Origin of the sequence: Nocardia sp. NPDC006630 (genome assembly GCF_040611495.1) — a bacterium.
GTDB lineage: Bacteria > Actinomycetota > Actinomycetes > Mycobacteriales > Mycobacteriaceae > Nocardia.
Window position 1 is genome coordinate 724880 of the sequence record NZ_JBEXOK010000005.1, and the last position, 12321, is coordinate 737200.

The following is a 12321-nucleotide window of genomic DNA, read 5'->3' on the forward strand; positions in this document are numbered from 1 at the left end:
CTTGCCTACGATCGGTGCTGAGATTCGAATCGCCGACACCCAACCCACCACGCGTGAAGGACCACACTGTGCCCGTTGCCCCGGATCCGCATCCCTCGTTCGGTTCCTTCGCACATCCTCACCGACTAGTAACCACAGAATGGCTGTCGGCAAACATCGGCGCGCCGGGACTCAAGATCATCGAGTCCAACGAAGACATATTGCTATACGACATCGGGCATGTCCCGGGCGCCGTCAAGATCGATTGGCGAACCGAGTTGATGGATCCGAGCAAACGCGATGTCGTCGACGGTGAAACCTTCGCCGCGCTGATGCGTGCCAAAGGTATCGGACGCGACGACACCGTGGTGATCTACGGCGATCGGGCCAATGGCACCGCGGCCGCCGCCCTGTGGGTGTTCGACCTCTTCGGGCACGAAGACGTGCGCCTGCTGGACGGTGGCCGGGATGCCTGGATCTCCGAGGCCCGCGACACCACCTTCGAGGTGCCGTATCCGGTTCCGGGCGAATACCCGGTCGTCGAGCGCGACGACAAGACCGCGCGTGCGTTCCGCGTGGATGTGGTGGCGCAGCTGGGCGGCCCGCTGATCGACGCCCGCGAATTCGGCGAGTACACCGGCGAACTGGTGGTGCTGGACCGTCCGGAGGAGCAGGCCCTGCGCGCCGGCCACATTCCGACGGCCGTCAGCATTCCGTGGAGCGCCTCGGTCGGCGCGGATTCTCGATTTCGCCCCCGCGCGGAGCTGGATGTCATCTACGGTGGGGTGTCCGACGGGGTGCCGCCGCTGGTGTACTCCCGTATCGGTCGCTGGGCCGCACTCACCTGGTTCGTCCTGACCTACCTCGTCGGTGTGCAGGGCGTCCGCAACTACGACGGCTCCTGGACCGAATGGGCAAATGCCGTTGGCGCACCCATAGTGGTCGGAGCCGACCCCGGCGAGTAATTTCGGGCCTACCGATCGGTAGCCCTATCCCGGTTCGGGAGTTGTTGGCACACTGCCTACACTGCCCAAGACGAAGTTATCTCCAGCACAGGAGGCTCAGTGCCCAACCATGCCAACGCGCAGATCACGAAGGTCCTCGTAGCCAACCGAGGCGAGATCGCCGTGCGCGTGATCCGGGCTGCCAAGGACGCCGGTATCACCAGCGTCGCGGTGTATGCGGAACCGGACGCCGATGCGCCGTTCGTGAAACTCGCCGACGAGGCTTTCGCGCTCGGTGGCCAGACTTCCGCCGAGTCGTACCTGGTGTTCGCCAAGATTCTCGACGCTGCCGCCAAGGCCGGCGCCGATGCCATCCACCCCGGTTACGGATTCCTTTCGGAGAACGCCGAATTCGCGCAGGCCGTGATCGATGCCGGTCTGATCTGGATCGGCCCCTCGCCGCAGTCCATTCGCGATCTGGGTGACAAGGTCACCGCGCGCCACATCGCGCAGCGTGCCAATGCTCCGATGGCCGCGGGCACCAAGGATCCGGTGAAGAACGCCGACGAGGTCGTCGCGTTCGCCAAGGAGTACGGCGTTCCGGTGGCCATCAAGGCCGCCTTCGGTGGTGGTGGTCGCGGCATGAAGGTCGCGCAGACCATCGAGGAGATCCCGGAGCTGTTCGAGTCCGCCACCCGTGAGGCCATTGCCGCCTTCGGTCGCGGTGAATGCTTCGTGGAGCAGTACCTGGACAAGGCCCGCCACGTCGAGGCGCAGGTGCTCGCCGACAAGCACGGCAACGTGATCGTCGTCGGAACCCGCGACTGCTCGCTGCAGCGTCGTTTTCAGAAGCTGGTCGAGGAGGCGCCCGCGCCGTTCCTCTCCGACGAGGTGCGCGGCAAGATCCATGCTTCGGCCAAGGCCATCTGCAAGGAGGCCGAGTACTACGGCGCCGGCACGGTGGAGTACCTGGTGCAGGGCGAGACGGTGTCCTTCCTCGAGGTGAACACCCGCCTGCAGGTCGAGCACCCGGTGACAGAGGAAACGGCTGGCATTGATCTTGTGCGCCAGCAGTTCCGCATCGCCGAGGGCCATGAGCTTTCGATCAAGGAAGACCCGACGCCGCGCGGCCACTCGTTCGAGTTCCGCATCAACGGTGAGGACGCGGGCCGCGGTTTCATGCCCGCCCCCGGCCCGGTCGTCGTCTACAAGGAGCCCGCGGGCCCCGGTGTGCGCGTCGATTCCGGTGTGGTCGAGGGCAGTGTCATCGGCGGCCAGTTCGATTCCATGCTGGCCAAGCTGATCGTCACCGGCGAGAACCGGGAGCAGGCGCTGCAGCGTGCCGCCCGCGCGCTGGCCGAGTACCAGATCGAGGGCCTGGCAACGGTTCTCCCGTTCCACCGCCACATTGTCGAGAACCCCGCGTTCATCGGTGACGGCACCAAGTTCGACGTCTACACCAAGTGGATCGAGAACGACTGGGAGAACCCCATCGAGCCGTACGCCGGTGGTGTGCCGATCGATGAGGACGAAGAGGGCCCGCGTCAGAAGGTGGTCGTCGAGGTCGGCGGCCGTCGCCTCGAGGTCTCCCTGCCCGGCCAGTTCTCGGTCGGCGCTGCCGCCGCTCCCGCCGGCAACGGTGCGGGCGTCATCCGCAAGAAGCCGAAGCCGCGCAAGCGTGGTGGCGCGGCCGGCGCCGGTGCGTCCGGTGACTCGGTGACCGCGCCCATGCAGGGCACCGTCGTCAAGGTCGCCGTCGAAGAGGGTCAGAGTGTCGAGATCGGCGACCTGGTCGTCGTACTCGAGGCCATGAAGATGGAAAACCCCGTCACCGCGCACAAGGCCGGTGTCATCACCGGTCTGTCGGTGGAGGCGGGCGCCGCCATCACCCAGGGCACCGTCCTGGCCGAGATCAAGTGATCTCCCGCCGGATCTGACCGTCCGGCAACAGCTTTCCCGTCTGGGCCGCTCACACTGTGAGCGGCCCAGACGCATTCGAGGGCACTGCCCGATCCGTTGCGCGGGGCGACAACCCTCGCGGTGGGCGCGGGGCTCGACCGGGCGCGATAAGGTCGGTATATGGCTGAACCACCGGACATTCGCATCGGCACCGCGGAGCGGGAAGAGGCCATGAAGCGGCTATCGGACAATTTCGCGGCGGGCCGGCTCAGCGTGGCCGAATTCGATGAGCGCAGTGGGGTTGTGGCGGCGGCGATGACGCGCGGCGATCTCGAGACGGTGTTCACGGATCTCCCCGCGGTGGAGAGCGATAGTGCCGCGCCCGCGAAGCGTGAGCCTCGCTTCGGGTCGAACTGGCCGGAGCGGATCATGCCGATCGTTCCGATTATCGCGGTGATTCTTTTCTTCATCACCAGCCAGTGGTGGGTGTTCCTGCTGATTCCGGTGGCCGGTGCGCTGCTGTTCGGTGAGGGCAATCGGGAGCGAAAGAACCGGCAGCGGGAATTGCGGCGGGACCACCGGGATCGGCGGCGCGGTCGCTGATGGAACCCATGGAGATCAACGCGGGCAATTGGTACCTGCGCGCCATGCGCGCGGACGAGCGGATCGACGATCGGCCCGCCCTGGCCGACGGCGGCATCACCGATCCCGACTACGTGGCGCGCCGGACCGCGGAATGGGCCGACGAAACCCACTTCTCGTGGGCGGTCTGCGTCCCCACAACCGCCGAAATGGTCGCCGAGATCGGCGTGACACCCGGCACCGACGGCACCGCCGAGGTGACCGGCTGGGTCCGCGACGGCTATCAGACGGCACTCGACGACGGCTTGGAAGCGGTCCACCGGTTCACTTCCGGATTCCTCGGATTGCAGCCCCGCGCGAGTCTCTGATTCGCGGGGACGGCGCGTTCGCTGGTGACGGCGGGCGCGCCGGGGCGGACTTCGGTGGCGATATGTCCGGTGCTGCGCGTGGAGTAGCCTGCGGGCATGAACAGGCCAGCCTTGGATATCGCCCGGTTGCGCAGCACGCTCGCCGAGTCGCCCGAGCGGGCGTTCTTCACCGAGATCGATCTGGTGGAGTCGACCGGTTCGACGAATGCGGATCTGGTTGCCCGTGCGGCCGATTCGCATACCGATCACCTGGTGTTGCTCGCCGAGGCGCAGGAGCGGGGGCGCGGGCGGCACGAGCGGACCTGGGTGAGCCCGCCGCGCGCGCAGATCGCCATGTCGCTGCTGGTGCGGGCGCGCGGTATCGATCCGGCGGTGCTGGGGTGGCTGCCGCTGCTGACCGGGGTGGCGGTGGTCGACGCGGTGCGCGCGGCGACCGGGGTGAAGGCAATCCTGAAGTGGCCCAATGACATTCTGGTCGACGGGCGCAAGCTGGCGGGCATTCTCGCCGAGATCGCGGCCGCGGGCAGCGATCCCGCGGTGGTGGTCGGCATCGGCCTGAACGTGAGTCTGACCGAGGCGGAACTGCCTGTCCCGCATGCCACTTCACTGGTGCTGTCGGGAAATCCGGACCCGGATCGCACCGCGCTGGCGGCCGCCATCCTGCGTGAGTTCGCCCGCCGCTTCACCGCCTGGGAAGCCACCGGCTGGGATATCGCCGATCTGTCAGCGGACTACCGCGACCGCTGCTCCACCATCGGCGCAAAGGTCCGCGCCGAACTCCCCGGCGGTGAGGTGCTCACCGGAATCGCCACGGGCGTAGACGAACACGGCCGCCTGCTGATCGGCGACCGCGCCGTCGCAGCCGGCGATGTCACCCATCTGCGCGCCGAATACTGACAACCCGGCCTCCCTGTCATCCCGGCATGCCTTTGGCCGGGATCCACTGCGAACCAATGGGCTCCGTGTGGATCCCGGCCGAAGGCGCGCCGGGATGACGGGCGGCGCGCCGGAATGATGTGCGGGACTCTTCGAATCGGCCTTAGACGCTCAGCAACTCCGCGCGTGCGGCCTCGCGGGCGAGCAGCCGGTCGCGCTGCTCCTCGAACTTCAGCACATCGCCTTCGAGCTTCTCGACATAGGCGGCGAGGATGTCGCGATTCGCTTCGCCCTGTGCGGTGAAGTCGTTGCGCTCGAAGATGTTCCAGTTCTTGAGCACCGGCTTGATCACCTCTTCGAGGTGCTGGCGCAGATCGTAGATGCCGTGCTTGGCCATCATGGCGCCGTTGCGCCGGAAGTTCGGCATGCCGTAGCCGGGCATGACGAAGTTGGTGAGCACCTTGGTGATCGCCGCCATGGCCTGATCGGGGACCAGGTCCAGCCCCGCGCCGCAGAGGGTGCGGTAGAAGATCATGTGCAGGTTCTCGTCGGTGGCGATGCGCTGCAGCATGCGGTCGGCCAGCGGGTCGTCGCAGACCCGGCCGGTATTGCGGTGCGAGACGCGGGTGGCGAGCTCCTGGAAGGTCACGTACGCCACGTTCTCCAGGAAGCCGCCCCAATCGTCGGGGGACTGCGCGCCATTGGTCATGTGGATCATGCGCGCCTCTTCGAGCGCGACCGGATCGACGCCGCGGGTCACCACGAGGTAATCCCGAATTACGATGCCGTGCCGGTTCTCCTCGGCGGTCCAGCGGCCGACCCAGGTGCCCCAGGCGCCGTCCTGGGAGAAGTTCTCGGCGATCTCCCGGTGGTAGGACGGCAGATTGTCCTCGGTGAGCAGATTGGTCACCATGGCGATCTTGGCGACCTCGGTCAGCGTGGACTGGGACGGATCCCAGTCCTCACCGCCCATGGCGGCGAAATTGCGGCCCTGGTCCCACGGCACGTAGTCGTGCGGGTTCCAGTCCTTCGCAATGGCCAGGTGGCGGTTCAGATTCTGTTCGGCCACGGGTTCGAGTTCTCGCAAGATCTGATATTGGGTCAACTCTCGGGTCACACACGCCTCCTGTGTCATGCGCCGGGGATCGAGAAGATACGGCGGGGCCGGAATGGTGTTGCGCGGGACAGCTCGACGAAAGGCAGATCTGTGGTCGCCGATGCTACGCGGATGCCGCGCACGATTGTGCGCCAGAGAGCTGCTCGGCGTGAGGCATTCTGACATCTCCGCGCGGTACGGTGCTCATATGGGTTACCCGGAGGAGGCTCTTGCGCCGGAGGAGCAGCTGGTGCTGCATCGCCATCCGCATTGGAAGATGTTGTTCTGGCCCGCTGTAACTTTCATCCTTATCACCGCATTGGCCGGGTTCGGTGCGGGCGTCGCCTCGCGCAATACCGAGGGCACACTGCAGTCCGGCTTGCTGATCGCCATTCTCGTGGTGTGGCTGGCGATCGTGTTGTGGCGCAGCGTCACCCCGCTGCTGCGATGGAAGTCGACGCATTTCATCATTACCGACCGGCGGGTTCTGATTCGGCAGGGCGTACTCACGCACACCGGTATCGACATTCCGATGAATCGCATCTCGAATGTGCAGTTCCGGCATCGGTTGTTCGATCGAATGCTGGGGACGGGCACGCTGATCATCGGGTCGGCGTCCGAGGATCCGTTGGAGTACGACGACATTCCGCATGTGCAGCAGGTGCACGCGCTGCTCTATCACCAGGTCTTCGATGTGGTGCAAAACGAGCAGCGCGGTGGTGGCTATCACGGTTCGCCGCCCGCCTACCCGTAGGCTTGCCCCGTGACCGCTGTTCTCCTGGCCGAAGACGACGAGGCCATCGCCGCGCCGCTCTCGCGTGCGCTGGGGCGTGAAGGCTATTCGGTGACCGTCGAGAGTTACGGTCCCGCCGTACTGGAGCGAGCCCTAGAGGGCGGCCATGACCTGCTGATTCTCGATCTCGGCCTACCCGGTATGGACGGTCTCGAGGTATGTCGTCAGGTGCGGGCGCGCGGGGCCGATCTGGCCGTGCTGATGCTCACCGCGCGCACCGACGAGGTGGATTTCGTGGTGGGCCTGGACGCCGGCGCCGACGACTATGTCGGCAAGCCGTTCCGCCTCGCCGAGCTGCTGGCCCGGGTGCGAGCGCTGTTGCGGCGCAGCGGAATCGGTGACGAGACGGTGGAGGTCGGCGGTATCCGGCTGGAGCCCGCCGCGCGCCGGGTGCTGGTGAACGGCCTCGAGGTGAATCTGGCCAACAAGGAGTACGAGCTGCTCAAGGTGCTCATCGACCGTGCGGGTCAGGTGGTTTCGCGCGAGACCATCCTGCGCGAGGTATGGGGTGACGCCGATCTGCGCGGTTCGAAGACCCTGGATATGCATATGTCCTGGTTGCGCCGCAAGATCGGTGACGAGGGGCCGGTGGCGGAGCGCCGGATCGTGACGGTGCGCGGCGTAGGCTTCCGCTTCAACACCGACTAGCGGCCTGTGCTCTCTGAGAACGACCCCGCGCCGTGGCGCGCCCGTATCGCAAGCCGAGCGAAGCGAGGCATATCTACGATGAGACGCCGGATCCTGCTGTCGATGGTGGCCGCGCTCACCCTCACCACGCTGATCCTCGGTGTGCCGCTGTCGTTCACGGCGTGGCAGTGGGTCGAGGACATCACCCGCAACGAACTGCGCAATCGGCTCGATCGGATCGCGGTGGAGGTGGTGGCGCAGGAGAAGGACGACGGTCTGGTGCACGGCGAACTCGACCTGCGCTCGGTGCGTCCGCTGATTCCGGAGGACGGGCAGCTGACCATCGTCTATCCGACGCTGCAGGACAATGCCTCCCGCATCGATGTCGGCGCCACCGAGGTATCGGATCCGCTGGCCGAATCCCTCGCCATGGGCACCTCCGGTTCGCTGCGGCTGGAAACGCCTGCCGCGCCGATGCATTCGATGCAGCGGCAGGCGCTGGGCGCGGTGGCGGCGCTGGTGCTCATCTCGCTGGGCGCGGGTATCGCGGTCGCGGTGGTGACCGCGCGCCGGGTGGCCGATCCGCTGCGTGATGTGGCGGCGCGGGCGGCGCGGCTGGCCATGGGTGACTTCCGCGCCGATTCGCGCAGGCACGGGATCACCGAATTGGATCGCGTATCGGATGTACTGGATTCGGCGACAGTCGAAATCGCGGGCCGGCTGCAGCGTGAGCACGCACTGGTCGCGGATGTCTCGCATCAGCTGCGCAGCCGGCTGACCGCGGTGCGCCTGCGCCTGGACGAACTGTCCACGCACAGTGATCCGGCGGTGGTGCACGAGGCGGAAGAGGCCATGGCACAGGTGGATCGGCTCACCGGAGCCATCGACGAACTCGTGCGGGCTTCTCGCGACGAGGGTGCGGCCGATCGTGATCCGGTGCCGGTGGTGGCGGAACTGCGTGGCGTGGTGGCGGAATGGCGCCACCCCTTCGCCGAGGCGGGCCGCAAACTGGTGCTCCTGGGCGATCCGACCCTGCGCGCTCCCGTGACCGGTTCCCGATTGCGCGAGGCGCTCGCGGTGCTGGTCGACAATGCCCTCATGCACGGCGGCGGCACCTGCACGGTATCGGTGCGCACTGTCACCGGCGGCATCGCCGATCGCGAACCGCTCGTCTGCGTGGAGGTCGCCGACGAAGGTGACGGCGTCCGTGACGAACTCGCCCCCCACATCTTCGACCGCGGTTTCTCCGCCGCCGGATCCACCGGTGTAGGCCTGGCCCTGGCCCGCGCCCTCATCGAAGCCGACGGCGGCCGCATGGAACTCCAACGCCGCCGCCCAGCCCTGTTCGCCGTCTTCCTCGGCTCCACCGGCGGCTCCGCAGCCAGCGCCGCCCGCGCCGCCACCGGCCCCATCACCGAACCCCGCTGATCTCCGGGACAGCTTTTCTATCGGTTCTCTAACCATTCGCTGGCGAGAGCTGAGAAGTCGCTGCATACCTTCGGATTCGTCCCGACAACGAAGGAGAAACTATGCAGAAGTCCACAGTGCGGCGCGGAGCGATTGCCGGTGGGTTCGCGGGAGTCGCGTTGGTTGCCGCGTTGATCGTCCCGGCGGCGGCGAATGCGGCCGAGCCGGAAGCGAATTCAGGTGTCGCGCAGGTGACTCAGCCGGGTGCGCCCATTCAGCTGGCACCGGGGCAGGAGCAGTACCTGCCTGCCGATCCGTCGCAGACCATCACCGTCACCAGGGACCGCGACGGTCAGGTCACGGTGCTGCCGGGCCAGCCGGGCCGGCTCCCGCCCGGCGCGGTCCTCGCCACTCCCATGCCCGGTGACCAGCCCCACGTGACCCTGGTTCCACGAGACGGCATTCCGGCGCTGCCGACCGCCCCGGCGCTGACCGCACCGTCCTCGGGCAGCGCGGGCTGAATCAGCCCACAGGTCGGCTCGAGCTCTCGCGCGGCAGGCTGCGTCCCGCAGGATCGCGACCTGAGTCACCGGCGGCGCCGGATGTCTCACCCGGGCGCGCGAGTTGACCGGTCATGCGGGCCGGGTTGTCAGCGATGCGGGTGGATCGATCCGTCGGGCGGGCCGGGTCATCAGGGACGCCGGCCGGTCGATCGGTCGTGTGGACGGAATCACCGGTCGCACGGTGCGATCGGTTCGCTGACGGTTGGCTCACGGGTCGCGTCCGTATCGTCGGTGCCGTGAACAGTCCGCTGATCCTGGTTGTGGATGATGATGCGCGTGTGCTGGCGTCGGTGGCGCGGGGGCTGCGACTGTCCGGGTTCGAGGTCGAGACCGCGACGGACGGAGCCACCGCGCTGCAGCGCATTACCGCGAGCGCGCCGCAGGCCATGGTGCTGGATCTGAATATGCCGCAATTGGACGGGGTGCAGGTGGTGACGGCCCTGCGCTCGTTCGGCAATGACATTCCGATCTGTGTGCTGAGCGCCCGCGCGGAGGTGACCGATCGGATCGGCGCGCTCGAGGCCGGAGCCGACGACTATCTGACCAAGCCTTTCGATCTGGGTGAGTTGGTGGCGCGTCTGCGGGCCATGCTGCGCCGGGCGCCCGCGCCCGCCCACACGTCCGATCGAATTGTGGTGGGCCCGCTCACCATTCACTCCGGTGCCCGCCGCGCCTACGCCAACGACGTCCTGCTCGATCTCACCAAACGCGAATTCGACCTGCTGGCAGCACTTTCCGCCGCGCCCGGCCAGGTCTTCACCCGCCCCCAGCTCCTGGATCGGGTGTGGGGCTACGACTTCGAAACCCAGACGAAAGTGGTCGACGTGTTCGTCTCCTACCTGCGCCGCAAGATCGAGGCCACCGGCTGCCCCCGATTGGTCCACACCGTGCGCGGCGTCGGTTTCGTCCTGCGGATGGACGCATGAATCCCAGGTGCGCGCGGCCTGCTCACTACGAGGCGTCCATATCGGGAGCACCGGTATGAGGCGGCAGCTGTCGCTGCGCACGCGCGTCGCGCTGGCGAGCGCGGCTACTGCGGCGGTTGTGGTGGCGGTGATGAGCGTTGTGCTGTTCGCGGTCGCGAGCAGTGATGCGCGGTCACAGGTCGGCTCGGTGGTGGATGCCATTGCCATCAACCCGGCGCGGACCATTGTCACCACCGAAGGGCCGAATGGTTCGGGTGCCGGAACGGCAGCTCCAGCCTTGCCGACCTCGCCTGGACAGTGGCAGGAGAGCCAACAGCGTCCGTTGCCGTCCGCGCCGAGCCCTGCGGTGACCGCGCCGAGCCCTGTAATGACCGCGCCGAGCCCAGCGGTGCCCGCGCCGGGACCGGTGGTACTCGCACCGGGTTCGGAGTACGCGCGCACGCTGCCTGTGGACGGGCAAACCGTGGTGCTGGCTGTACCCCGCACGGTGGCAACGGATTCCGCGGCCAAACAGCGCACCCGGATCATCGGCATCGGTCTGGCCGGGACCGCACTGGCTGCCCTGCTCGGCTGGTTCTTCGCCTCCCGCGCCGTAGCCCCGCTGCGCCGCCTGACCGCCGAGACGGCCGGGCTCGGCGACCGGCTCACGCTGGATCCGCCGCAGCATCCGGTCGCAAGCGAGACAACGGAATTGGCCGAAGCCATGAATGTCATGCTCGGCCGGATTTCCGCCGAACGCCGCCACACCAGCGAAGCCCTGGTCACCGCAAGGGATTTCGCCGCCACCGCCGCACACGAATTGCGCACACCGCTGACAGCCATGCGCACCGATCTGCAGGTGCTGCGCTCCATGCCGCTGTCGGAAGCCGAGCGCACGGAGATCCTGGACGAGGTGCTGGCCGGGCAGCAAGCGGTCGAGTCAGCGCTGTACGCCCTGGAACGCCTGGCTGTAGGCGATCTGACCACTGAATCCGATTGGGAGGATGTCGATCTGGGTCAGCTCGTCGACCAGGTCGTGGAGGACGCCCGCCGCTCGAACCCCGGGGTGACCATCACCGCCGACGGCGTAGAGCCCATCCGCCTGCGCGGACTGGCCGCCGGCCTGCGCTCGGTGATCGACAACGCCGTCACCAACGCCATTCGCCACGGCAACGCCACCCGAATCGAAATCGCCGCCCGCCCAAGCGATGACACCATCTACCTCACCATCGACGACAACGGCTCCGGCATCCCCGAACCCGACCGCACCCGAGTCTTCGACCGCTTCCACCGCGCCAGCCCCACCCCCGGCAGCGGCTTGGGCCTAGCCCTCGTCGCTCAACAGGCCCGCCTCCACGGCGGCACAGCCACAATCACCGACAGCCCTCTCGGCGGCGCGAGCCTCATTGTCACGCTGGCACTCCGGCCCCCGAGTCCCAATGCGCCGGTGCCCGGGGAACAGAGCGAGAAATGACAAAGACAAAAGATGCCCGGACGAGAAAAACGAAAACGAGAAACGACATAACGGGAAGCGGCAAAGGTAAAAGTCGGATGGTCTGAATATCCTTATATCACAACGGAATTCGCCTTTCGAGGTCTGTTTTCTGGAGGTAGAATAGAGGCATGGAATCAGGGGGAGAAACCGCAATCGCGACCGGTGCAGCCGCACTGGTCGCTGCGGTCGATTCCCTCACCACTCTGCCGTTGATTCCGGTGCCGGACACCGACATTGTGGCGTTGATGCAGCAGATCGAGACCAGCACCCGCCGGTTGGCGTCGGTGCAGCGGGATCTGATCGTGCAAGCCTGCGCTCGGTCGCTGCCCGCCCTCAACGGTTCCGGTAGCCCGGCCCTGTATTTGCAATCGGTGCTGCACATTTCGCACGGGGATGCGATCAACCGGTGGCGTGCCGCGGAGGATCTGGCGGTGTGGCATCGGGTCGGTGACGAGCCCGACCCGGCCCCGGTGCTGCCGAACGCCGCCCAAGCCCTCGATGAGGGGGCGATCTCCCTCGATCATGTGCGGGTCATTCGGCAGGTGATGAACCGGTTGCCGGGCAAGGTCGCGCCCGAGGCCCGTGCTTACGCCGAACAACAACTCGCCCGGCAGGCCCGTGCCTTGGATCCGACGCATCTGCCGCGTATCGGGGAGATGATCCTGGGCTACCTGGACCCGGACGGCAAGCTCACCGAGGACGCCGATCGGCAGAACCAGCGCAGCGCGGTTCTGAGCCCGCAACGCTACGACCTCATGTCCACCCTCACCGTCGAGCTCACCCCCGA

13 protein-coding genes are annotated in these 12321 nt (G+C 67.0%); 12 read left to right on the forward strand and 1 reads right to left on the reverse strand.

All coding sequences use genetic code 11. The features are described 5' to 3' along the window. Positions 1 to 68: 68 nt before the first annotated feature. The 5 genes from ABZX86_RS18225 (at position 69) to ABZX86_RS18245 (ending at position 4669) form a co-directional block, all read left to right on the forward strand. The gene (locus ABZX86_RS18225; protein ID WP_355124798.1) at positions 69 to 944 is read left to right on the forward strand and encodes a sulfurtransferase; all 876 of its coding nucleotides are present in this window, start codon (positions 69 to 71) and stop codon (positions 942 to 944) included. 99 nt (positions 945 to 1043) lie between these two features. Beyond that, positions 1044 to 2843: a biotin carboxylase N-terminal domain-containing protein gene (locus ABZX86_RS18230; protein ID WP_355124800.1), complete on the forward strand. Its 1800-nt coding sequence runs from the start codon at positions 1044 to 1046 to the stop codon at positions 2841 to 2843. A 159-nt stretch (positions 2844 to 3002) separates the two neighbouring features. Then, entirely contained in the window at positions 3003 to 3425 is a 423-nt protein-coding gene (locus ABZX86_RS18235; protein ID WP_355124802.1) for a DUF1707 domain-containing protein, read from the forward strand. Then, a complete protein-coding gene (locus ABZX86_RS18240) occupies positions 3425 to 3772 on the forward strand; it encodes a hypothetical protein (RefSeq protein WP_355124804.1) in 348 nt (115 codons plus the stop codon). Before ABZX86_RS18235 ends, ABZX86_RS18240 begins: the two co-directional genes overlap by 1 nt. A gap of 96 nt (positions 3773 to 3868) precedes the next feature. Continuing rightward, positions 3869 to 4669 (forward strand): biotin--[acetyl-CoA-carboxylase] ligase, encoded by an 801-nt coding sequence (locus ABZX86_RS18245; protein ID WP_355124806.1) that lies wholly within the window; start codon positions 3869 to 3871, stop codon positions 4667 to 4669. Between the two features lie 142 nt (positions 4670 to 4811). On the opposite strand, the gene ABZX86_RS18250 is transcribed toward ABZX86_RS18245, so the two are convergent. Beyond that, the gene (locus ABZX86_RS18250) at positions 4812 to 5765 is read right to left on the reverse strand and encodes an acyl-ACP desaturase (protein WP_355124808.1); all 954 of its coding nucleotides are present in this window, start codon (positions 5763 to 5765) and stop codon (positions 4812 to 4814) included. A gap of 187 nt (positions 5766 to 5952) precedes the next feature. Here ABZX86_RS18250 and ABZX86_RS18255 point away from each other — a divergent pair, with 187 nt between their 5' ends. From ABZX86_RS18255 to ABZX86_RS18285, 7 genes are all read left to right on the forward strand, one after another. Then, on the forward strand, positions 5953 to 6498 hold the full coding sequence (locus ABZX86_RS18255) for a PH domain-containing protein (RefSeq protein ID WP_355124810.1): 546 nt from the start codon (positions 5953 to 5955) through the stop codon (positions 6496 to 6498). Between the two features lie 9 nt (positions 6499 to 6507). Beyond that, positions 6508 to 7185, forward strand: a complete 678-nt coding sequence (locus ABZX86_RS18260; RefSeq protein ID WP_297614539.1) for a response regulator transcription factor — start codon at positions 6508 to 6510, stop codon at positions 7183 to 7185. 78 nt (positions 7186 to 7263) lie between these two features. After that, on the forward strand, positions 7264 to 8592 hold the full coding sequence (locus tag ABZX86_RS18265; RefSeq protein ID WP_355124812.1) for a HAMP domain-containing sensor histidine kinase: 1329 nt from the start codon (positions 7264 to 7266) through the stop codon (positions 8590 to 8592). A gap of 101 nt (positions 8593 to 8693) precedes the next feature. Then, the gene (locus ABZX86_RS18270; RefSeq protein WP_355124814.1) at positions 8694 to 9092 is read left to right on the forward strand and encodes a hypothetical protein; all 399 of its coding nucleotides are present in this window, start codon (positions 8694 to 8696) and stop codon (positions 9090 to 9092) included. A 266-nt stretch (positions 9093 to 9358) separates the two neighbouring features. Continuing rightward, positions 9359 to 10060, forward strand: coding sequence for a response regulator transcription factor (locus ABZX86_RS18275; protein ID WP_355124883.1), 702 nt, complete (start codon positions 9359 to 9361; stop codon positions 10058 to 10060). Between the two features lie 55 nt (positions 10061 to 10115). Further along, positions 10116 to 11513 carry an ATP-binding protein gene (locus ABZX86_RS18280; protein WP_355124816.1) on the forward strand — a complete coding sequence of 466 codons (1398 nt, stop codon included), beginning with the start codon at positions 10116 to 10118 and terminating at the stop codon, positions 11511 to 11513. A gap of 149 nt (positions 11514 to 11662) precedes the next feature. Continuing rightward, positions 11663 to 12321, forward strand: a 659-nt coding sequence (locus ABZX86_RS18285) for a DUF222 domain-containing protein (RefSeq protein WP_355124818.1), incomplete at its 3' end; no start/stop codon positions are given.